Source organism: Catenulispora sp. EB89 (assembly GCF_041261445.1).
Classification (GTDB): domain Bacteria; phylum Actinomycetota; class Actinomycetes; order Streptomycetales; family Catenulisporaceae; genus Catenulispora.
Genome location: NZ_JBGCCU010000015.1, coordinates 209,889 through 231,700, shown reverse-complemented (window position 1 = coordinate 231,700; position 21,812 = coordinate 209,889). Strand labels below are relative to the sequence as shown.

Sequence of the window (21,812 nt, the reverse complement as noted above, 5' to 3'; positions counted from 1 at the left end):
GTAGTGCTGTTTACCTCGGTCCCATGAGCACGACCGCACTACCCCGCGACACCGCGCCGCCCGGCGCGAAAGCGTCCCCGGAGACCGTCCCGCGGCTGGCCCTGACCCTGATGGCGGCCGGCGCCGCGGCGGTGCTGGCCGCCTGGTGGCACGCCACCCCCGCGGTCGTGGGCGCCGCCGGCTGGCTGGACGGCGCCGGCCGCATCACCGGCCTGCTGGCCGGCTACACGGCCCCGGTCCTGCTGCTGCTCATGGCCCGGATCCCGGTCCTGGAGCACCGCGTGGGCAGCGACCGGCTGGCGCGCTGGCACGCGCTGTGCGGGCGGTACATGGTCTTCCTGGTCAGCGCGCACATCGTCACGATCATCTGGGGCTACGCCCTGACCGACGGCAAGGGCGTGGTCGCCGAGGGTGTGGACATCGTGTTCCACTACCCGGAGATGATCAAGGGGTCGCTGGGCACGCTGCTGCTGTTCGGGACCGGCATCGTCTCGGCGCGGGTGGCGCGGCGCAAGCTTCGCTACGAGACCTGGTACTACCTGCACCTGGCGACCTACCTGGCGATCGCGCTGGCGTTCAGTCATCAGATAGTCAACGGTGCCGACCTGTCGATCCAGCCCGAGCAGACGCTGTGGAGCGCGTACTACGTGCTGGCGGCGCTGACGCTCGGCTGGTACCGGCTGTGGATGCCGTACGTGCGGGACCGGCGGCACAAGCTGCGGGTGCACTCGGTCGTGCAGGAGGGGCCGGGGGTCTACTCGGTCATCCTCAAGGGTGAGCGGCTGGACGATCTGAACGCCCGGCCCGGGCAGTTCTTCCGGCTTCAGTTCCAGACCCGGAGCCTGCGCTGGGTGGCGAACCCGTACTCGCTGTCGGCCGCGCCGCACCCGAGCTACCTGCGGTTCACGATCAAGAACCTCGGCGACCACAGCGCGGCGGTGTCGCGGCTGCGGCCCGGGACGCGGGTCCGCGCCGAGGGGCCCTACGGCGCCTTCACGGAGGACAAGGCGCGCTCGCCGCAGGTGCTGCTGATCGCGGCCGGGGTCGGGATCACGCCGATCCGGGCGCTGTTCGAGACGCTGCCGGGCCGGCTGACCTTGTTGTATCGGGCGGGCAGCGATCGGGAGATCATCTTCCGTAACGAACTGGAGGATATCGCCCGCACCCGGGGCGCCCGGCTGGTGTACTTGGTCGGCAGCCGACGGCGGCACGGCAAGACGCTCACCCCGCGCGGGCTGATGAATCTGGTGCCGGATCTGAAGGCGCACGACGTGTACCTGTGCGGGCCGGAGCCGATGCAGCAGGCGGTGATCGCCGCGCTGCGAGGGGCCGGGGTGCCCAACTCCCATATCCACCACGAGTCGTTCGAGTTCTAGAGAGGCTGTTCCATGCGACGCGCGATCGTCACCGGCACCGCGACCGTTTCGGGGGTCGTACTGCTGCTCGGTCTGAAGCCGCACAGCAACACGCCGCTTGCTGCCAAGGGTGTCAACAACAACTTCACGATCACCCAGTCGAGCGGTTCGGGTGGTTCCCAGCCGAGTTCGGGGTCGAGTTCTTCGGGGTCGTCCGGGTCTACGGGCTCCTCTGGCTCGTCGGGTTCTACATCGCAGCCCGGGTCGGCGCCGAGTTCGTCCGCGCCGAAGTCGGGAGCGTCGTCGAGTCCCGCGGCCCCGGCGAGCACGACCAAGACGATCACCGGCGACGCCGCGGACACCCGCTACGGGCCGGTGCAGCTGGCTGTCACCTTCAGCGGGAAGAAGATCACCCAGATCCAGGTGCTCCAGTATCCCACCGAGACCGGCCGCGACCAGGAGATCAACAGCTACGCGATACCGCAGCTGAACCAGCAGGCGATGAGCGCGCAGAGTGCGAACATCGACGGCGTCTCGGGCGCGACCTACACCAGTGAGGGGTACCAGCAGTCGCTGCAGAGCGCGATAGACAAGGCGGCCGCGTGACCGACGGGAAGGTCCGATACGTCGAGCCGGTCATGGGGACGGTGTTCTCCATCGTGGCCGACGTCGGCGACGGCATCCCGGCCGCGGTGGACCGCCTGCACGCGATCGACGCGAAGTTCTCGACGTACCGCGAGGACAGCGCGATCAGCCGGATGGCCCGCGGCGAGGCGATCGAGCGAGACCCGGAGATCGCCGAGGTCCTGCGCCGCTGCGCCGAGGTCGAGGCCGACACCGCCGGCGCGTTCAGCGCGTATCCGGCGGGCCGCCTGGACCCCAGCGGCTGGGTGAAGGGCTGGGCCATCGAGGAGGTGGACCGGCTGCTGACCGCCGCCGGCTCCCGCAACCACCTGATCGTCGGCGGCGGCGACGTCCAGGCCCGCGGCGAGGCGGACCTGGGCCGCCCCTGGACCGTCGGCATCGCCGACCCCCGCCACCCCGAGCGCTACGCGGCGCTGGTCTCCGGCCGCGACTTCGCGGTCGCGACCTCCGGCACCACCGAGCGCGGCGCGCACATCATCGACCCGGCGACCGCGCGCCCCGCGACCGGCTTCCTGGCGGTGACGCTGATCGGGGCGCGGATCGCGCGCGCGGACGCGTACGCGACGGCGGTGTTCGCGATGGGACCGGAGCGCGGGCTTGAGTGGGTCGAGGAACGGCAGGGGTTCGAGGCCTACGCGGTGCTGCCGGATGGGACGACGGTGGAGACGGCGGGGTTCGCGCGGTATTTGGCGGGGTGAGCGGTGCCTCAGCCGACACGCAGATCTGCGGCGGTAAGGAGAGACAGAAGCTGGATCCCTTGCGTGGCAAGCGCTTCGCTGCCGCCCTGCTCCCGGTCGATGACACACAGCGCCTCGCGCACGTCGGCGCCGAGCGTGCGCAGCTCCTCGGTGGACAGGGCGATCTGGCCGCCGGTGGTGACCACGTCCTCGACGATCAGGACGCGGCGGCCCGCGATCTCCGCGCCCTCGGCGAGGCGGCGGGTGCCGTAGGCCTTGGCCGTCTTGCGGACGAAGGCGCAGGGCAGCCCGGTGTGCCGACCGAGGGCCGTGACCACCGGGATGCCGCCCATTTCGAGGCCGGCGAGGACCTGCGTGCCCGCCGGGACGAGCGGGGCCATGCGCTCGGCGATCTCGTCGAGCAGCACGGGGTCGGCCTCGAAGCGGTACTTGTCGAAGTACTCGGTGGCGGTGCGTCCGGAGCGGAGGGTGAACTCGCCGGTCAGGTGCGCGGCGGCGTGGATGCGGGCGGCCAGGTCTGAGTGCGTCACGGACAGCCACTATCGCAGCCTGGTCTGACGAGCGGCGTGCTGAGGCGTTGGGCGACTTTGTTTGACGAGCGGCCGGCCGCGCCGAAGTGCTCGCGGCCGTCTCACCCCACCAGCGCGGCGCCGAAATGCTCGGCGACCTCGTCGGCGATCGCGAAAGCGTCCCGCGTTCCGTCCACCTCGATCACCGGCACGCCGCACTCCTTCGCCCGCCGCACCGCGTCCGCCGCCACCAGCCGGTCGCGCGCGACGCGGTTGGCCTGCGCACGCGCCGGATCGCTCGTCCGGTTGCCCGTCGCGGCGGCGCGCGGCAGGGTCCTGAGTTGGTGCTGCCGGAAGTCTTCTGTCGGCACCATCACCACCATCCGCGTCGGCGCTTCCAGCAGCGGCAGCACCAGTTCCGGCCGCAGGCCCCAGCCCTCGGCGATGATCGGCCGCGGCGAATACAGGGCGCGCAGGTCGTCTAGTGCCCACTCGAAGCGTGCCGGGAAGCCGGCCAGCGTCTGCTCGGCCATGCGCTCCGGCGTCGTCTCGACCCAGACTGTGTCAGGGGATGGATCTTCCGGCGGCTGCCCGAGTGCGACGCGCTGCACGATCCGCCGGTCGTGGTGGCCGCGGGCGTCGTGGTAGTCGTAGTGGTACGCGGTCAGGCCGTGCCGGTGCGCGAGGATGCGCGCGACCGTCGACTTGCCGGCCCACTGTGCGCCGCCGATCCAGAGCGTGCGACGCAGCGTTTCGAAGGGATCCCAGGTCTGCTCGGTCTGCTCGGTCTGCTCGGCCATCGCGGTCCTCCCCGTCGTGCCGTGGCGATGTCGTGGGAAGCGACTGTAGCCGAGGCCCGCGTGCTGCGGACCTCGGCCGGCGGCCTTGTTCTGTAAGGGTTTTCAGATCAGACGCGCTTCGCTGGCGAGCATCTCCAGCAGCGCCTCGGGATCGGCGAAGCGCTCGGGCAGGCCGCGCGCCAGGAACCACTTGGCGACGTTGTGCACGTCCCGGGTCATGTACTCGCGCCCCTTCGGGTTCACCACCACGTCCACCACCTGCGGCAGGTCGATGAGGACCAGCCGGCCGTGGTGCACCAGGAGGTTGTACGGCGACAGGTCGCCGTGCGTCTGCCCGCGCTCGGCCAGCGCCAGCAGTGCGGAGACCAGCTGCTCCCACAGGTCCAGCAGCTCGTCGGGATCCGGGCGCATCTGCGCCAGCCGGGGCGCGGCCGTGCCGTCGGCCTCGCCGATGAACTCCATCAGCAGCTCGGTGCCGTACAGCTGCACCGGATACGGCACCGGCACGCCGGCCTGCCAGAGCTCGGACAGCGCGCCGAACTCCGCGATCGCCCACTGCTGAGCGATCAGGTTCATGCCGAAGGAGGTACGGCCCTCGATGGCGCGCATGTCGCGGGTCCGGCGCAGGCGGCGGCCTTCGAGGTAGCCGGCGTCGCGCTGGAAGTTGCGGTGTTCGTTGGAGCGGTAGCGCTTGGCGGCCATGGTGACCTCGGCGCCGGTGTCGGGAAAGACGCGACGCAGCAGGAAGACGTCCGCTTCCTTGCCGGTCTTCAGAACGCCGAGCTCGTGGTCGCAGGCACCCTGCTCGGTGATGACCCATTCGGGCCGGGGCTCGGGGCCGTGGCCGGCATCGACCCAGTTGGACCAGCGGTCGCCCTCGGGCGGCGCCATGTCCTGGTTCTCGCGCTCGATGGCGAGGCGTGCCCGCTCCTCGAGGGTGAGGCGGCCTTTGCGGTTCGGGTTGGCGACGGAGTCGTCGACACGGCGGCGCATGCGCTGCGGACGCGCGGAGGTGTCACCGAACTCGGCGTAGTCGTCCTGGTCGTCGGAGCTGTCGAAGCCGTCGTTCAGGTACTGCGAGTGCTTGGGCACTGTGGTGTTCTCCATGTGAAAAGGAGGGAAATGATTCGGGATTCCGCGCGTGCGGCAATGACGGCAAACGTCACTGTCCCCACCTCCTTCCAGGAGAACGTGCTCGACGACCGCTGCGATCGGCGATGCGCACGACCCTCGCACGCCCGCCGACAGGGCGCAACCGATTATTCGTGCGCCGGTACGATCGAAGCGTGAGCGCAGGTGAGCCGGCCGGTGGCGCGCAGGACGCGGTCCGCTGGGTCCACGCCGCCCAACGCGGCGACGCACTGGCGATGAGCCACCTCCTGGACGACCTGACCCCCTACGTCGGCCGCCTCTGCGCCCCGATCGCCCTCGCCGACGGACCGGACGCCGCACAGGAGGCGCTGATCGCGGTCTTCCAGAACCTGCGGTCACTCCGCGAGCCGGCGGCACTCTACGGCTGGGTACGGCGCATCGCGGTCCGCGAGGCGATTCGCGTCGCGCAACGCGCCGCCCGCCAGCAGCCGGCGGAGCTCACCGAGCTCCCCGCACCAGGCAGCCCCGAACTGGCGGTGGACATCCGCGACGTACTGGACCGGCTCTCGCCGGAGCACCGTGCGATCCTGATGTTGCGCGAGGTGGAAGGTTTGGACGAGCAAGCGGCGGCGGAGGTGCTCGACGTGTCGGCGGGGACGGCGAAGTCGCGGTTGAGCCGGGCCAAGGCGGCGTTTCGGAAGCAGTGGACGGCATGAGGGGCGAGATTCGCGACTCTGAGGCCGGCGGCGGCGCGGGTGCTGGCGGCATGGGCGGCGGCGCGGATGGCGGCGGCCCGGGCGGCATGGGTGGCGCAGGCGGCAGTGGTCCGGCTCGCATCGGTGGTCCGGGCGACGGCACTCCGGCTGGCGTCGGCGGCGCGAGCGGCGGTGGTGGGCCGGCTGGCGCTGGCGGCCCGGGCGTCGGTGGTGGGCCGGGTGGGTCGGGCGGCGGCGGCGTGCGTGGCGGCGGTCAGGTCGGTAGCAGTGGCATGAGCGGCGGCGGCGCGGGTGGTGGCGGTCAGGTCGGCGGCGGTGGCGTGAGCGGCATCGGTGGCGCGGGTGGCTGGCCGGTCGCGGACCTCGACCCCGTCCGTCGCATGCGGGTCCTGGCCTCGGCGCTCCCCTCCGGCGCTTATGCCGAGCTGCGCGTTGACGCCCCCTTCGAGTGCGTCTGGGGCTACCTCGCTGACATGGAGCGCAGCATTCCTGAGCTGATCGGGTTCATCCGGCGCTTCGAACTGCGTGCCGATGGCTCGGCGGTTGCCACCGGGCTGGTCGGCAACCGGGGGCGCTTTGTTGTGGAGTTGCGGGAGGGGTGGTGCGTGATGCAAGACCGGTTCGTGGTCGGTGGGTTCGCGGCGGTCGCGGATGGCGAGGGCACTCTTGTGGCCGGCTGCGGTGCTGTTCGGACCGTCGGGATCCGCAAGGTCGCGCCGCTCCTGGTCGGCGAACGCGCCGTGCTGCGCACCCTCGGCAAGGTGCGCAGGCGCGTCGAGGGTCCTGGCCGTCAGTAGACCCTGTTGTCCAGTGGCAGCGGCATAGCTTCACAGACTGCTGATGTCGGAGTGCCGCCGTTGACCAGGTAGTCGTTCACATGCGCGTCCACGCAGGCGTTGCCCGTGTCATACGCGATGTGGTTGCCGCCGTCCTGCACGAACACCATGGCCTGATTTGACTCCTGCGCGTCCTCGAGCGCGCCCTCGACCGGCGTCGCCGGGTCGAGCTCGTCCTGCACCATCAGCATTCGCGGCAGGTTGTCCGCGCCCGGGAGTACCGGATGCTGCGAGGTGTACGGGTAGTAGGCGCACGGCTCCTCCGTCGACTCCGCGCCGGCCAGTGGATACGCGGCGCCGAGCCGGTTCCCCTCGGCGACCCAGTAGCCGGGATCGTGCGACCACGGTGTGTCCGCGCACGTCACGGCCCAGTACGCGCCGCTGTTCGCCTTGCCGGTCGGCACCCGTACTGCCGGCAGCAGCTTTGTGGCCTGCGTCGGGTCGGCTCGCAGGGTCTTGAGAAGCCCGGCCCACTGCGGCCAGCCGTCCGAGTTGTACAGTGCCTGCGCCTGCAGCACGTCCAGTGAGCTGCCACGGCCCTGGGCCGCCACCGCCGCGCGCAGTGCGTCGAACGACGCCTGCGCCTGGTCGGCGGTCGTGCCGAAGCCGTAGATGTCGTCGTGGCGTGCGAGCCACGGCAGGAACTGCGCCTCGAAGCGGCGGTCGAAGCCGCGGGCCCAGGAGTCGACGTAGTCGTCCTTGATCGTCGTGCGCCAGTCCATGTTCGAGTCCAGGACGAAGCGGTCGGCGCGGGCGCGGAACGTCGCGGCGTACCAGGCCCCGAGCCATGTGCCGTAGGAGAACCCCAGGTAGTTGACCTTCGGCTCGCCCAACAGTGCGCGGATCAGGTCCATGTCTCGGATCGTCTGGTCGGTGGTGATGTACGGGGCCAGCGGCGCCGCGCCGCAGCTCTGCCCGACCAGGCGCGCGTTCGCCAGCTGCTGCGCGGTGTTCGCGGCGGAGCGGTCGCGCTCGTCGGCGATCGGCGTGTAGCGGGACCAGTCGATGTCGCAGTTCAGCGCGGTGGACGGCGCCACGCCGCGCGGCGCGAAGCCGATGATGTCGTACGCGCTCAGCAGGGACGGCTCGGACTCGGCGGTCTTGGTCGCCAGGGTCGAGCCGTCGCTGCCGGGACCTCCCGGGTCGACCATCAGGATGCCGCGCCGCGCCGCGCCGCCGGTGCTCGCGACCTTCGTGACGCGGACGCTGATCGTGCCCTTCGACGGGTCGTACCAGTCCATCGGGACGGTGACGTCGGCGCAGTAGGTGACCGGGTACTGATGCCAGTCGGTGCCGCCGGGCGGCGGGTTCTGGTACCAGTCGCACACCCGCCAGTCCAGATGCTGCGCACCGAGCGCACCATATGGGTTGACCGGATCGGCCCGGGTCCTGGGTGCGGCCGAGGCGGTGGACCCGATCACAGCGATCAGGGCCAGACACGCCACGCCCACGAAGGCCGGTCGCAAAGCTTTACCATGGATCATGGTCTTACGATAGAAGCCGCTGATCAGTCGGCGTATCACCCGAGCGACGGAAATCGGCGCCGACCCCTCATCCGCTCGAGGGAGGCCTTACGACCGAGACGTGAGGATCACCCCAGGAACCTAAGCACCTCCGCCGCCACCGCCGAAGGCTGCTCCTCCGGCAGCAAGTGCCCGCCGGGCAGCACCACGACCCGCAGCTCGTCCGCATGCCGCTCCCCGCCTGCCAGCACCGCCGGCGGGATCACCACGTCGCGCTCCCCGCCGATGATCAGCGTCGGCACCGTCAGCCGCGCCTTCCGGTACCGCCCGAGCGGGTGCCCGAAGATCTCCTGCCACACATAAGCCGCGTTCACCTGCTCCACGGCCCGCGCCCGCGCCGGATCGCGCAGCAGATCCGTGTACACCCGGATGTCCTCGCGCTCCCACAGCGTCTCGTCCCCGCTCCAGTGCCGCAGCAGGAACCCCGCGAAGCCGGTCCGGCGCAGCATCAGCCGCCCGATCGGCGGGTGCTCGATGAACGCCGTGTGCCACATCCGCCACAGGTTCGGCAGCACGGGCCGGGCCGGCGGCCACAGGTGCGTCATGTTCACCGATACCAGGGCGCTGACTCGCTCCGGATGCCGCAGCGCCGCCACGAATCCGACCCAGCCGCCCCAGTCGTGCCCGACGATCGCCGCCTGGCCGATCCCGAGCTCGTCGAGCACCGCGATCACGTCCTCGGCCAGGTTCGGCGTGCCGTAGCCGTGCTTCGGCGCCTCCGTCCAGCCCGATCCGCGCAGGTCCAGGGCCAGGACCCGGTGCGTGGCGGCGAGCTGCGGCAGCACCTGCCGCCACACGTACCAGTGCTGCGGGAAGCCGTGCAGCAGCACCAAAGGTGCGCCGTCTGCGGGCCCTGATTCGGCGACGTGGAATCGGACGCCGCGCGCGGTCACATATCGGTGGCCGACTCGGTGAGTGGCTTCGTCGATCGTGGGCAACGGGAAAACGGACACGGGTGGCTCCTGCCGGTTCGACTGCGGTGGATGCTGTCGAGCTGAAGAGGAGCCACCCGGTCTATTCGTTCCCTCGGAGTGCGCCGAACGACTCTGTGACGTGTGTCACTCGGCGCACCGTGAGTGCGTTACCCGGCGTGCCGCGAGCGCGCTACTTCGCGAGCCCGAACGCGTTCACCAGCTGTCCGTCGGCCGTGTCGCCGTCCAGCGACCACGTCATGTCGCCGCGCAGTCCCAGGGCCTTGATGAACCAGACCTTCTCCTGGATGCTCTGCGGGTCGTCGAACGTCCAGAAGGTCTTGCTCGCCGGGTCGTACTTGTACGCGGCGCCGGAGAACGGGTCGTGGTACACGGTTCCGGGCTGCGCCGCGACCTGGTTGTACTGGATGTCCGCCGCCACCCCGGTGGCCGGCTGGAACTCGCCGTCGCCGTGCGGCCCCGGCGCGACGCCGGTCCAGCCGTGCGCGTAGAAGGGGATCGAGATGGCGATCTTGTTCGGGCTCGCGCCCTGCTTGAGGTAGTTGGCCACGACCTCCACCGTCGAGATCTCGCCGTTGTTCGGGTACGGGTCGCCCGGGGTCGGCCGCGGGGCCGGGTCGAACGGGGACGGGAACAGGTTCGACTGGGACTCCGTCGGGCCGGTGGTCTCCCAGGGCCCGTTGAAGTCGAACGTCATCACGTTCATCCAGTCCACGATCCGCGACACCGGGCCGACCTCGATGTGCGAGACCTTCTCCGGGCCGGACGGGGTGTCGGCGGTGAGCAGGTAGTGCTTGCCGTCAGCTGATCCCTGAGCGTTCAGCTGGTTGCGGAACTCCTGCAGCAGCAACGTGAAGTTGTGTGTGTCCTGCGGACCGTGCGGGTTGTTGTTGCCGACCTCGTCCGGGTACTCCCAGTCGATGGCGATGCCGTCGAAGATCCCCGCCGCCGCGCCCTGAGCGGCGCCCGGCAGGTTCCCCTTGATGTACATGTCGATGCAGGACTGCGCGAACTTCGCCCGCGAGGCCGGGGTCGCCGCGGCGGCGGAGAAGTTGGTGGACTCCGACCAGCCGCCGATCGACATCACGATCTTCAGCTTCGGGTAGGCCTTCTTCAGCTCGCGCAGCTGGTTGAAGTTCCCTGCGATGCTCTGCGCGCCGGTGTCGGCGGTGCCGTCCACGGAGTTCGTCGCGTCGACCGGCTTCTGCCAGTCCGCCCAGGAGTCGGCGCTGGCGCAGGTGCCGTCCGGGGCGATGTTGGAGAACGCGTAGTCGATCTCAGTGAGCTTGTTCACCGCGCCGGAGGTGATCAGGTTCTTCTCGTAGAACCCTGAGTAGATCCCCCACTGGGTGAAGTATCCGACTGAGACTTTCCCGTTGTTGTCAAAGGACTGTGCGGATTTCGCGGCGCTGCCGGGGGTGGCCAGTGCCGGGGAGGCGGCGGCGATCGGCATGATCGCCAGACTCAGGACGGCGGCCGCGGCAAGAGCGGTGCGGCGCGTCCGGTGGGGCTGGGAGGGGCGGCTCATGAGGCTCCTCGAAGTGAGACGAAGATGTCTAGACCAGCGGTGGCGAGCGCCATGCTCCTCGCCGCCGACCCTGTGGTCAAGCCCTCGTAAGGCCTTCTTTGCCTTTCGCTGACCTGCACCGGGATGACCATGGTCGATGCCAGTAGGTCTAGACCTTGGTCTAGACCTCACCCTTGACAGTGCCCGAGGTCGGCGGTACTTCTTCCCTACGACCCGATCCGTTTTTGCGGCGCCGCTCTGTCGGATCAGCTCCATGCGCAGTTTCTTCCCGAACGGTTTCCCTCCCGCCACAGGAGCGTGCGTAACGAATGAGAGCGTCACGAAGCTCAATAAGCAACAAACGAAGCTCTATAACCAACAAACACAGATCGGCTCTGACCGCGGTGCTCGCCTCCGCGGTCATCGTCGCGGGTGCGTCCGCCGCCATCGGCGCCGGTCCCTCCACTCATGCCGCGATGCGGAGCAACAACACCACGGGTGCCGCGTCGACGTCCGGCGGCCTGAAGGTGGCCTACTACGACCAGTGGTCCATCTACCAGAACGCCTACTACCTGAAGAACGTGGAGCAGTCCGGGGCCGCGAGCAGCCTCAACTACCTGATCTACGACTTCGAGAACATCGACCCGACCAACCTGACCTGTTTCGAGGCCACCAAGGCCACGGACCCGGACCCGGCCGGCGAGAGCGACCCGAACGCCGGTGACGGCGCCGAGGACCAGTTCGCCGACTACCAGAAGTCCTTCGACTCCTCGATCAGCGTCGACGGGACCTCGGACGTCTACAACCAGCCCATCGCCGGGAACTTCCACCAGCTGCAGGAGCTGAAGAAGAAGAACCCGAACCTCAAGGTCATGCTGTCGATCGGCGGCTGGACCTACTCCAAGTACTTCTCCGACGTGGCCGCCACTCAGGCCTCGCGGCAGAAGTTCGTGTCGAGCTGCATCGACATGTTCATCAAGGGCAACATCCCGGCGTCCGGCGGCTACGGCGGCCCGGGCACCGCGGCCGGCATCTTCGACGGGTTCGACATCGACTGGGAGTACCCGGCGTCCTCCGCCGGCCACCTGGGCAACCACGAGTCCGCCGCCGACAAGGCCAACTACACGGCGCTGCTGCAGGAGTTCCGGACCGAGCTGAACGCTCAGGGGTCAGCTGACGGAAAGACCTACGCACTGTCCGCGGCCCTGCCCTCCGGCCAGGAGAAGATCGCGGCCGGCATCGAGACGCAGAACATCGGGCAGTACCTGACGTTCGGCGACGCGATGACGTACGACATGCACGGCGGCTGGGACGCCACGGGACCGACGAACCACCAGGCCCCGATCTACAGCGACCCGAACGACCCGATGAGCAACGTTCCGCCGGGCAACGCCAAGTACAACCTCGACGAGGCGATCAAGGCGTACACCGTCGGCGACTCCTCGTACGGGATCCCGGGCGGGTTCCCGGCCGGCAAGCTGAACGTCGGCATCCCGTTCTACTACCGGGGCTGGACGGGGGTGAGTGCCGGATCGGCCCACGGTTTGTTCCAGCCGGCGACCGGGCCCGCGGCGGGAGCGGCGGACTCCGGGAACGTGCCGGGCATCCAGATGTACAAGGAACTCAACGGGATCGTGAACAACGCCGCTGACACCTACTGGGACCCGGTGGCCGAGGCCGCGTACTTCTACGACGGGACCAACTTCTGGTCCGGCGAGGACGCGCAGTCCATCCAGGCCAAGGCCGACTACCTGCACTGCAACGGCCTCGGCGGGGCGATGATGTTCTCGCTGTACGACCTGGACTCGGCGAACACGCTGTTCAACGACGCGGTGAACGACGTCAACGGCTCGGCGGCCTCGTGCCCGACCGGACCGCCGACCTCGGGCTCGTCCTCGTCGTCGTCGCCGACCACGCCGCCGACGACCCCGAGCACCACGCCCAGCACCACGCCGAGCACCACCCCCAGCACGACGCCCAGCACGACCCCGAGCACCTCGCCCTCGTCGTCCTCCGGCGGCGGCAGCGGGATCCAGAACGCGGGCTTCGAGAGCGGTTCGCTGTCCCCGTGGACGTGCACGAGCAACCTGGGAGTGGTCCAGAGCGCGACCGTACACAGCGGATCGCACGCACTGCAGGCATCGCCGAGCAGCAGCGACGACGCGCAGTGTTCGCAGACGGTCACGGTCAAACCGAACACCACGTACACGCTGTCCGCGTGGGTGAACGGGCCCTACACGTACATCGGGGTGACCGGATCCGGCGCTGACAGCTCGACGTGGACCACGGGGAGCTCGTGGTCCCAGCTGTCGACGAAGTTCACCACGGGAGCGTCGGTGACTTCGGTGACGGTGTGGATTCACGGCTGGTACGGGCAGAGCGCGTACTACGCCGACGACTTCGCGCTGAGCTGATCGGTGGTGAGCAGTATCGAGCAGTGGTGACCGCGTCGGCTAGGCGGTCCTAGCCGATGGCGCAGAGCCCGGAACCGTGTGCCACTGCGGTTCCGGGCTTTGTCGTGCCGTGGGTCGCGGGCCGTCAGGTCGCGGGATCAGCCGCGCAGCGCCTTGAAAGCCTCGGGGTCGCTGTCGCCGAGGAACGTCGCGCAGCGCTTGGCCTCCTCGGTCTCGCCGATGCGCTCGGCGGCCAGGCCCAGGGCGTTCAGGGCGCGCAGGAAGCCGCGGTTGGACTCGTGCGACCACGGGACCGGGCCGTGTCCCTTCCAGCCGGCGCGGCGGAGCAGGTCCAGGCCGCGGTGGTAGCCGGTGCGCGCGTAGGCGTAGGCGGTGACCGAGCCGGCGGTGGAGTCGTCGGTGGCCAGCGCGGCCTCCGCGAGCGCGGCCCAGGCGGCCGGCACCGCCGGGTTCACGGCGGCCACCTCGGCCGGGGCGGTGCCGGCGGCCAGGGCGTCGCGCACCGGGGCGTCGTCGGGGAGCAGGGTCGGCGGCGGCGAGTTGAGGAGGTCCTTGTGCATGGCTAGAGGCTACCCGCGGCTGTGGTGATCCGGCGGGTCGCGGCGGGGGTGGGGCGCGGCGAGTCAGGGTCCTTGGCGGTCGAAGGCCAGCAACCGGTCGACCAGCCCGTCGACGTACTCCGGTGTGAGCGGGCCCAGGCCGAACAAGACCCGGATGTACATCGGCGCCATCAGGTGGTCCAGCACGCCGAAGGCGTCGGGTGCCGGCTCGCCGCGTTCCCGGGCGCGATCGAGCATGGAGTCCAGCTGCCGGGCGCGTTCGGCGAGGAGATCGTCGCGTGCTTGCAGGCCTTGTTCGCCGCTGCTCTCCAGCGCGATGGCCAGACGCAGCAACGCCAGGCCCTCGGGGCCGGTGATCTCGCGGGCCACGGCGGCCGTGTAGGCGCGCAGGTCCCCGGCCAGGCTGCCGGTGTCCGGCATCGGTGAGCGCGCGTTGAGGCGATTCAGTGCCACGTCGGCGAGCAGCTTCTCCAGGCTGCCCCATCGGCGGTAGATGCTGCTGTCGGCCACTCCGGCGCGGGCCGCGACGTCGGCGACGGAGAACGTGCCGTAGCCGCGTTCGCTGATCAGGTCGGTGACGGCCTGGTGTACCGCCGCGCCGACGCGGGCTGCCCGGCCGCCGGGCCTGCGGGCCGGTTGTGACAGCGGTGCTGGAGGTGCTTGAGGTGCTGGAGATGCCGGCTGGTGCTCGTCCATGCGCTCACCTTAACGCAGTAATGACTTGCGTTTGCTGCGCGCACCTCCGTACAGTTCCCTCACTAACGCAGTCGATGACTGCTTTAAGGAGGGGATCCCATGACTGCTTCGCCCGTCACCGCTTCACTGGCGGCCGCAGCCGCAGCCGTGGACAGCCGGCCGAACCGGGCCGTCCTGCTCACGGTGACCTGCCTCGGCCAGTTCATGGTGCTGCTCGACAACACGATCGTCGGCGCGGCGCTGCCCGACATGCAGCGCCGCCTGCACACGCAGCTGACCGGGTTGCAGTGGATCGTCGACGCCTACGTACTGCTGGTCGCCATGCTCCTGCTGTCCGGCGGCGTGTTCGCCGACCGGTTCGGCCGCAAGCGCGTGTACCTGACCGGCGTGGCGGTGTTCACTGTCGCCTCGGCGTTGTGCAGCCTCGCGCCTTCGGTCGGCTGGTTGGTCTCCGGCCGGGTGCTGCAAGGTGTCGGGGCCGCGGCGTTGAGCCCGGCCTCGCTGGCGCTGCTCGCCGCCGCCTATCCCGTGCCCCAGGAACGGGTCAAGGCGATCGGGCTGTGGGCCGGGTTCAGCGGGATCGGCCTGGCGGCCGGGCCGGTGGTCGGCGGTGTGCTGATATCAGCCTTCGGATGGCCGGCCATCTTCCTGGTCAATCTGCCGATCGGCGTGGTGCTTCTGCTGGTCGGGCTGCGCAGTCTTGAAGAGTCGCGCAACCCGAGCGCTCCGGCGATCGACGTGCCGGGGACGGCGTTGTCCGTCGCGGGGGTCGGGACGATGACGTACGGGCTGATCGAGGGCGGCGCCCGCGGCTGGACGTCGCCGGTGATCCTGGGCAGCTTCGCCGCCGCGGTGGTCCTGCTCGCCGCGTTCATCGCGGTCGAGGCGCGTCGTTCGGCGCCGATGCTGCCGCTGCGGCTGTTCCGGCAGCGGTTGTTCACCGTGTCCAACACCGCCATGGTCGTCGTGGGGTTCGCGCTGATGGGGTCGTCGTTCTTCTTCTCCCAGTTCTTCGTGGACGTCCAGGGCGTCTCGATCCTGCGCGCCGGGTTGCAGACGCTGCCGCTGACGGCGGCCATGGTGGTCGTCAGCCCGGTCGCGGGCCGGCTCGCGGTCCGGTACGGCTTCCGGATGGTGGTCACCACCGGCCTGGCCCTGGCTGGCCTGGGCCTGCTGGCGCTCGGGACGGTGCACGCCGGCACCGGCTACGCGAACGTGTGGTGGCGGCTCATGGTGGTCGGCATCGGCTTCGCGCTGACCATGTCGCCGCTGACGGGAGCGGCCATCCAGGCCGTCAGTCCGCGCGAAGGCGGCCTCGCCTCCGGCATCAGCAGCACCACGCGGCAGATCGGCGCGGTGCTCGGCGTGGCGGTGCTGGGAGCCGTTGTCCGGGCTCGGCAATCCGGCGGCGCGTCCTTCGAGGCCGGTCTCGACAGCGCTTTCGTCGTGGCCGGCGGCGTCACGCTGGCCACCGCTGTACTCACCGGGCTGTGGCTGGCGCGGTCCGAGCCGGCGGAAGACTCGGCCGCGCCGAGCCGTTCACGCTAATCGACTTCGACTCACCTGGAGCGACACATGTCTCGCACGTTTCTCATCACCGGCGTGAGCGGCGGCCTCGGCCGCGCCTTCGCCGCCGCCGCCCTCGAGGCCGGCCACACCGTCGTCGGCACCGTTCGGGACCCGGACCAGATCGCCGCCTTCGAGCGGCTCGCGCCGGGCCGCGCGCACGCCCGCGTGCTGGACGTCACCGACACCGACGCGGTCGCGCCGGCCGTCGCGGCGGTCGAGGAGCAGGTCGGCCCGATCGACGTCCTGGTCAACAACGCCGGCTACGGGGTCGAGGGCACCTTCGAGGAAACCCCGCTCGACACCTTCCGGCAGCAGTTCGACGTCAACGTCTTCGGCGTCATCGCGGTCACCCAGGCCGTTCTGCCCAGGATGCGGGAGCGCCGGGCCGGGCACATCGTGTTCGTGACCTCCATGGGGGGTCTGCGCGCGTTCCCCGGCCTGGCCGCGTATCACGGTTCGAAGTTCGCCGTGGAGGGCATCGCGGCCACGCTCGCCCTGGAGGTCGAACCGCTGGGCATCCATGTCACGGCGATCGAGCCCGGTTCCTTCCGCACCGACTGGGCCGGCCGTTCCATGAACCGGGTGGAGCACGCCATCGCCGACTACGACCCGGTCTTCCGCCCGGGTCGCGAACGTCGGATCGAAATGAGCGGCCACCAGCCCGGCGATCCGGCCCTGGCCGGCGCCGCCCTGCTCGCCGTCGTGGCCGCCGAGAAGCCGCCGACGCACCTCATCCTCGGCAGCGACGCCCTCCGGCTGGTTGCCGACGCCCGCTCCGCCTTCGACGCCGAGACGGCCTCCTGGAGCGAGGTGTCGAAGTCCACTGACTTCCCCGACGGCGAACAGGCCGCGTGAGAACGATAGGGCGGGACCGAATCGGGTAACGGGGGCGCTGGGTCGCGGTCGGCTGATGTTCGACAGGCATCAGCCGACCGCGCCGGTTCGGCTGTCGGCTACGAGTCCGCGGTGTGCAGGCTGTGGTGCGAGCTGTGCAGCGGCCACGGGGGCAGCGACGGCAACGGTGGCAATGACGGCAGCGACAGCGACGGCAGCGGGGGCAGCGTCGGCGGCCACTGCGGCAGCGGCGGCCAGGGCACCCACGGCAGGTCGACACAGAACGGATCCCACCGGGCCGCGAGGATCAAGCCGATGTTCTCCGGCGTCGGATCCTTCAGAGCCTGCAACGCCAACTCGCAGATCGTCGGCTCCTCGGGCGACGAGGTCGGCGTCGGCATCGGGGTGCTCGTCGGAGGCGGCGGCGGGGGAGTCGTGGGCGTCGGCACGGACTGCGTCGGGGTCGGGGTGGGCGTCGGCTTGGGCGGCGTCGGCGTCGGCGTGGGGGTCGGCCGGGGCGCCGGCGGCTTGGCGATCGTCGTGTGCCGCACCGGTGGCGGTACCACCGGCGGAGCACTCGTCGGCTTCGGAGCCGGGGGCTTCGGCGTCGGCGCGGCGCTGGCCACCCGCGTCGGTGCGGGCAGGGCGACGGCCGGTGCGCTGGACGACGGCTCGCCCAGCGGCGGGGCCCCCTTCCCGCCTCCCGACATGCCCCACGCCAGGATCGCGCACGCCACCACCGCGACCGCCGTCATCGTCATGACCTGCGTCCGGCTCTTGCGCAGCTGCATCAGCCAGCGCGCCAGCAGCGCGCCGGACTTCGCCGTGCCGTCGGCGGCGGCGCCCGCGGCGGTTCCGGCCGCGGCACCTCCGCCGGCCACTGTCGCGGTCGTGCCGACCGACGTCGCCACCAGGCCGGTGGCCGCCGCCGCGCCGAGCGCCAGCCCGCCGATGATCTTCGCAGCCGCCGCGGACCCGAACACCAGGGGCGAGAGCACCTCCGGCAGCGCCTCGTTGAATTTCAGCAGCTCCAGATACAGCCCGGTGCAATCAGCACACGTATCCAGGTGCCGCTCGACCTTCGTGTGCTCCCGCGTCCCCAACTTGCCGCGGACGAACGGCGCCAGCCGTTGCGCGAAGGGACGGCACGCGTCGTTGACCGTCTCGGCTAAGTGCTCCTGTAAGAACGCCTGCCGCAAGCCCTCCCGCGCCCGGTACGCCAGCGCCGACACCGCCGACGGCGACAGGTCCAGCAGCGGCGCCACCTCGGCCGGCGTCTCGCCCTCGACCTCCAGGTGCCACAACACGATCTGCCAGCGCTCCGGCAGCGAGTGGAAGGCGCGGGAGGTGATCTGCCGGTCGAAGGCCTCGTCCAGCGGGTCCCGGTCCGCGCCGGTCACCGGCGCCGCCGTCACCTCCAGCTCGGCGATGTTCTCCACCAGCCGCACGCGCTTGTCCGACTCGGCCCAGTCGAAGGCGGTGCGGCGCAACGTCGTGTACAGATACGCGCGGAACGCCTCGTCCGGGCCGTTCCCGCGGTCGATCGCGGCCAGCACCCGGGTGAAGGCCTCGGCCGCGAGGTCGTCCGCGGCCGCCTCGTCCCGCGCCAGATGGCGTGCCACGCGCAGCGCCGCGCGCCGGTGCCGCTCGTAGAGCGGTCCGTACGCGCGCCGGTCGCCGGCCCGCACCATGGCGATCAGCTCGGCGTCGGTGGGTGGGTGCTGCTGCTCCCCGGGGACGGGCACGGGCGGCCTCCTAGCGTCGGCGTCGTCTCACGTACTTCCACGTGAGCGGGCGCGCGACACCGAGGCGGTGACGCCCGGTGCGCGACCGGGGACAGCTTGGACCTTCCCGCGGTCGCTCGTGTGCTTATCCGAGTGCGATGTACCCGACCGGATGAACGCAGGATGTTGACTCTCTCAGTAGCCCGCCGTCACAGCAGGCGCGCGCCGGCCGGCTCCGAGAGCACGGCCAGCAGCGCGTCGGCCGGCGTCCACAGGACCGCGCCGGCGCCCGGCGGCACCAGCCAGTGCAGCCAGCCGCGCCACGGCAGCAGCGGCGGCAGGGTGGCCGTCGAGCCCCGGCCCCCGACGCGGACGCCGAGGGCCCCGCCTAATCGGCCGGCCCAGTCGCGCAGCGCGGCGCTCTCGGCGTGGCCGGCGCCGTCCTCGAAACGCAGGTCGGGTGTCGGCGCCACCAGGAACCCCACCCGCATCACGGATCGCCGCGAGTCGGCGACGACGGGACCGAGCCGCACTCTGCGGGCCCGCAGCGCTGTCAACGCCGCGTGCCCGACGGCCGCCGGCATGCTCACCAGGTCGAAGGCCTGTCCCACCGCGATCGTCAGCGGTTGGGCGGGGTCGATGTAGAGACCCCGCAACTCGGCCCGGCCGTTCTCGGTCACCATCGTCGCCTCCCTCACGCGGGGCCCCAGTGCTAAGACCCCTCGCCAGAAGAGACGGGGTTTGGGAGATTTCATAACGCGGGTTCGGCGAAGAATCTTGGGCGGGTTTCGCCCGGGCGGCGATCCACCCGGATGCGCGGGTAGGAGGGGTAAGGGTTGCGTTCGCACGCCTGCGCCGGATGATCGGCGGTGATGCCCGTGTGGTGCGGCGGCGCGGCCGGCGCCCCACGCGGTGTCGCTGAAACGTTCGAAGGGAATCGGCGATGGATGAGAAGGCCCTGGTCGAGCTGGTCGGACGCCTCACCCTCGACCAGAAGGCCGCGCTGCTGACCGGCGAGGATTTCTGGTCGCTGCCGGCCGTCCCGGAGATCGGGCTGCGCCGGATCGTGCTGTCGGACGGCCCCGCCGGCGTGCGCGGGACCACCTGGGACGAGCGCGACCCGTCATTGCTGTTCCCGAACCCGACGGCGCTCGCCGCGACGTGGGACGTAGGGCCCGTGCGCCGGGCCGGGGCCCTGATGGGAGCGCAGGCGCGGGACAAGGGCGTCGCGTGGCACCTGGCGCCGAACGTCAATCTGCATCGCAGTCCCTTGGGCGGCAGGCATTTCGAGTGCTATTCCGAGGACCCGGTGCTGACCGCGACGATCGCCGCCGCCTTCGTCGACGGCGTGCAGAGCGCGGGCGTGGCCTCGACGGTCAAGCACTACATCGGCAACGAGTCCGAGACCGAGCGCATGACGTACGACGCCGAGATCGACGAGACGACGCTGCGGGAGGTGTACCTGCCGCCGTTCGAGGCCGCGGTGCGGGCCGGCGCGTGGTCGGTGATGGCCGCGTACAACGCGGTCGACGGCGTCAGCATGACCGACAACGGCGCGCTGATCGACGGCGTGCTCAAGGACGGCTACGGCTTCGACGGCGTCGTGGTGTCCGACTGGTTCGCCACGCGGTCGACGGCCGCCTCGGCGAACGCCGGGCTGGACGTGGTGATGCCGGGGCCGCAGGGGCCGTGGGGCGAGGCGCTGGCGGCGGCGGTGCGCAAGGGCGAGGTCGACGAATCAGTGATCGATGACAAGGTGCTGCGAGTCCTGAGGCTGGCCGATCGCACCGGATCGCTCGACGGTTCCGAGCCGCTGCCGCCGGTGACGACCCCGGACGACGCCGCCGCGCAGCTCCGCGAGATCGCGGCGCGCGCCATGGTGGTGCTGCGCAACGAGGAGGTCGACGGCGGGCCGTTGCTGCCGCTGGACCCCTGGTCGGTGCAGCGGGTGGCGGTCATCGGGCCGAACGCCGAGCACCTGACCGCTCAGGGTGGCGGCTCCGCTCACGTGAACCCGGCCCACGTTGTCAGCCCTCTGACAGGATTGACCAAGGCCCTGGGTTCGATGGTGACGGTCGAGTACGCGCAAGGTGTTGTCACGCAACGACTTCTGCCGCCGCTGTCGCCGGGGACCGCGAGCGACCCGGACACCGGGCACGCCGGGCTGCGGGTGGACTTCATCGACCCGGCGGGCGACGTGCTCGGCAGCGAGGTGCGGCAGGCGTCGCGGTTCGTGTTCATGGGCGGGCTGCCGGCCGGGACCGCCGGGATCCGGGTGCGCGCCGACGTCGCCATCGCAGCTGCGGGCAATCATCAGTTCTCTGTTTCCGGGGTCGGCGCGTTCCGGCTGGTGATCGGCGACAACGCGCCGATGAAGATCACGCTGTCCCCGAGCGTCGGCGGCGATCTGGCCGAGGGGCTGGTCCGGCCGCCGGAGCACCGCGTCGACGTGGAGATCGAGCCCGGGACCGTGCGGATCGAGGTGGTCGCGCAGATCGATCCGGACCTGCCGGTCGCGATGTTCGGGCTCAACCACGCCGCGCCGGGACCGAGCGAGGACGAGCTGTTCGCCGCGGCGGTGGCGTCGGCGCGGGCCGCGGACGTGGCGATCGTGGTGGTCGGGACGACGGACGAGGTGGAGAGTGAGGGCTTCGACCGGACGGATCTGTTGCTGCCCGGGCGGCAGGACGAGCTGGTCGCGGCGGTGGTCGCCGTCAATCCGCGGACGATCGTGGTGGTGAACGCCGGGGCGCCGGTGGAGATGCCGTGGCGGGCGTCGGTTCCGGCGGTGTTGTGGGCGTGGTTCCCCGGGCAGGAGGGCGGCTTCGCGATCGCCGACGCGGTGACCGGCGCGGTCGAGCCCGGCGGGCGGCTGCCCACGACGTTCCCGACGAGCGCGGAGGAGGTGCCGGTGCTGTCGACGCGGCCGGTGGACGGGAAGATCGTGTACGCCGAGGGCACGATGTTCGGGTACCGCGGGTACGAGAAGGCCGGCATCCTTCCGGCGTACCCGTTCGGGCACGGCCTCGGGTACACGACGTGGGAGTACGAGGACATCACGGCCGCGGTGACGGCGGCCGGCGACGTCGAGCTCGCGGTGCGGGTGCGCAACACCGGGGCGCGGATCGGGCGCGAGGTGGTGCAGATCTACCTGGCCGACTGCGGGGACCGGCCGGAGCCGCGGCGGCTGGTCGGGTTCGGCTCGACGCTGGCCGCGCCGAACGAGATCGCGACCGTGCCGATCACGATCCCGGCGCGGGTGCTGGCGTGCTGGGACGCCTCGCGCGGCGCGTGGTGCTCGCGCGGCGGCGTGCGAGAGCTGATCGCGGCGCGGTCGGCGTGGGACGCGCGGCTGCGGACGCGGGTGGAGATGGCGGCGTCGTAGAGCCCGTCGCAGGAGCC

19 protein-coding genes are annotated in these 21,812 nt (G+C 70.8%); 9 read left to right on the top strand and 10 right to left on the bottom strand.

Annotated features, from left to right (window positions below):
* Positions 1-23 precede the first annotated feature (23 nt).
* Genes ABH920_RS29495 through ABH920_RS29485 form a run of 3 tightly spaced genes read left to right on the top strand, consistent with a single transcriptional unit; the run spans position 24 to position 2,698 of the window.
* Positions 24-1,376, top strand: coding sequence for a ferric reductase-like transmembrane domain-containing protein (locus ABH920_RS29495; RefSeq protein WP_370352428.1), 1,353 nt, complete (start codon positions 24-26; stop codon positions 1,374-1,376).
* Between the two features lie 12 nt (positions 1,377-1,388).
* Positions 1,389-1,961: an FMN-binding protein gene (locus tag ABH920_RS29490; protein WP_370352427.1), complete on the top strand. Its 573-nt coding sequence runs from the start codon at positions 1,389-1,391 to the stop codon at positions 1,959-1,961.
* Positions 1,958-2,698 (top strand): FAD:protein FMN transferase, encoded by a 741-nt coding sequence (locus ABH920_RS29485; protein WP_370352426.1) that lies wholly within the window; start codon positions 1,958-1,960, stop codon positions 2,696-2,698. Before ABH920_RS29490 ends, ABH920_RS29485 begins: the two co-directional genes overlap by 4 nt.
* Positions 2,699-2,706: 8 nt before the next feature.
* On the opposite strand, the gene pyrE is transcribed toward ABH920_RS29485, so the two are convergent.
* The 3 genes from pyrE to ABH920_RS29470 all read right to left on the bottom strand — a co-directional run bounded on the left by pyrE (position 2,707) and on the right by ABH920_RS29470 (position 5,000).
* Complete coding sequence (pyrE, locus tag ABH920_RS29480; RefSeq protein WP_370352425.1) at positions 2,707-3,228, bottom strand: orotate phosphoribosyltransferase; 522 nt, start codon at positions 3,226-3,228, stop codon at positions 2,707-2,709.
* Between the two features lie 101 nt (positions 3,229-3,329).
* Complete coding sequence (locus ABH920_RS29475) at positions 3,330-4,007, bottom strand: hypothetical protein (RefSeq protein WP_370352424.1); 678 nt, start codon at positions 4,005-4,007, stop codon at positions 3,330-3,332.
* A gap of 102 nt (positions 4,008-4,109) precedes the next feature.
* Positions 4,110-5,000, bottom strand: a complete 891-nt coding sequence (locus tag ABH920_RS29470; protein ID WP_370352486.1) for a serine protein kinase RIO — start codon at positions 4,998-5,000, stop codon at positions 4,110-4,112.
* A 224-nt stretch (positions 5,001-5,224) separates the two neighbouring features.
* Here ABH920_RS29470 and ABH920_RS29465 point away from each other — a divergent pair, with 224 nt between their 5' ends.
* Entirely contained in the window at positions 5,225-5,815 is a 591-nt protein-coding gene (locus tag ABH920_RS29465; RefSeq protein ID WP_370352423.1) for an RNA polymerase sigma factor, read from the top strand.
* Positions 5,812-6,612 (top strand): hypothetical protein, encoded by an 801-nt coding sequence (locus tag ABH920_RS29460; protein WP_370352422.1) that lies wholly within the window; start codon positions 5,812-5,814, stop codon positions 6,610-6,612. The genes ABH920_RS29465 and ABH920_RS29460 overlap by 4 nt, the downstream gene beginning before the upstream one ends.
* Here the strand turns inward: ABH920_RS29460 and ABH920_RS29455 are convergent.
* The 3 genes from ABH920_RS29455 to ABH920_RS29445 all read right to left on the bottom strand — a co-directional run bounded on the left by ABH920_RS29455 (position 6,606) and on the right by ABH920_RS29445 (position 10,634).
* A complete protein-coding gene (locus tag ABH920_RS29455; protein ID WP_370352420.1) occupies positions 6,606-8,135 on the bottom strand; it encodes an alpha/beta hydrolase in 1,530 nt (509 codons plus the stop codon). The two genes, ABH920_RS29460 and ABH920_RS29455, sit on opposite strands and share 7 nt — an antisense overlap.
* 107 nt (positions 8,136-8,242) lie before the next feature.
* A complete protein-coding gene (locus ABH920_RS29450) occupies positions 8,243-9,127 on the bottom strand; it encodes an alpha/beta fold hydrolase (protein WP_370352419.1) in 885 nt (294 codons plus the stop codon).
* 151 nt (positions 9,128-9,278) lie between these two features.
* Positions 9,279-10,634, bottom strand: coding sequence for a glycoside hydrolase family 18 protein (locus ABH920_RS29445; protein ID WP_370352417.1), 1,356 nt, complete (start codon positions 10,632-10,634; stop codon positions 9,279-9,281).
* 308 nt (positions 10,635-10,942) lie between these two features.
* Between ABH920_RS29445 and ABH920_RS29440 the strand changes: the two genes are divergently transcribed.
* Positions 10,943-13,027: a glycosyl hydrolase family 18 protein gene (locus ABH920_RS29440; protein WP_370352415.1), complete on the top strand. Its 2,085-nt coding sequence runs from the start codon at positions 10,943-10,945 to the stop codon at positions 13,025-13,027.
* Positions 13,028-13,164: 137 nt separating this feature from the next.
* Here the strand turns inward: ABH920_RS29440 and ABH920_RS29435 are convergent, their stop codons facing one another.
* Both ABH920_RS29435 and ABH920_RS29430 read right to left on the bottom strand, forming a co-directional pair.
* Complete coding sequence (locus ABH920_RS29435; RefSeq protein WP_370352414.1) at positions 13,165-13,587, bottom strand: DUF3151 domain-containing protein; 423 nt, start codon at positions 13,585-13,587, stop codon at positions 13,165-13,167.
* 63 nt (positions 13,588-13,650) lie between these two features.
* Positions 13,651-14,283: a TetR/AcrR family transcriptional regulator gene (locus ABH920_RS29430; RefSeq protein ID WP_370352413.1), complete on the bottom strand. Its 633-nt coding sequence runs from the start codon at positions 14,281-14,283 to the stop codon at positions 13,651-13,653.
* Positions 14,284-14,409: 126 nt separating this feature from the next.
* Here ABH920_RS29430 and ABH920_RS29425 point away from each other — a divergent pair, with 126 nt between their 5' ends.
* Together ABH920_RS29425 and ABH920_RS29420 are read left to right on the top strand one after the other, a co-directional pair.
* Positions 14,410-15,831: an MFS transporter gene (locus ABH920_RS29425; protein WP_370352485.1), complete on the top strand. Its 1,422-nt coding sequence runs from the start codon at positions 14,410-14,412 to the stop codon at positions 15,829-15,831.
* Between the two features lie 27 nt (positions 15,832-15,858).
* Positions 15,859-16,707: an oxidoreductase gene (locus ABH920_RS29420; RefSeq protein ID WP_370352412.1), complete on the top strand. Its 849-nt coding sequence runs from the start codon at positions 15,859-15,861 to the stop codon at positions 16,705-16,707.
* Between the two features lie 98 nt (positions 16,708-16,805).
* Here ABH920_RS29420 and ABH920_RS29415 read toward each other — a convergent pair whose 3' ends face one another.
* Together ABH920_RS29415 and ABH920_RS29410 are read right to left on the bottom strand one after the other, a co-directional pair.
* Positions 16,806-18,431 (bottom strand): sigma-70 family RNA polymerase sigma factor, encoded by a 1,626-nt coding sequence (locus tag ABH920_RS29415; RefSeq protein ID WP_370352411.1) that lies wholly within the window; start codon positions 18,429-18,431, stop codon positions 16,806-16,808.
* Positions 18,432-18,619: 188 nt separating this feature from the next.
* Positions 18,620-19,093: a hypothetical protein gene (locus ABH920_RS29410; RefSeq protein ID WP_370352410.1), complete on the bottom strand. Its 474-nt coding sequence runs from the start codon at positions 19,091-19,093 to the stop codon at positions 18,620-18,622.
* Positions 19,094-19,353: 260 nt separating this feature from the next.
* On the opposite strand from ABH920_RS29410, the gene ABH920_RS29405 reads away from it, so the two are divergent.
* Complete coding sequence (locus ABH920_RS29405; protein WP_370352409.1) at positions 19,354-21,795, top strand: beta-glucosidase; 2,442 nt, start codon at positions 19,354-19,356, stop codon at positions 21,793-21,795.
* Positions 21,796-21,812: the final 17 nt, after the last annotated feature.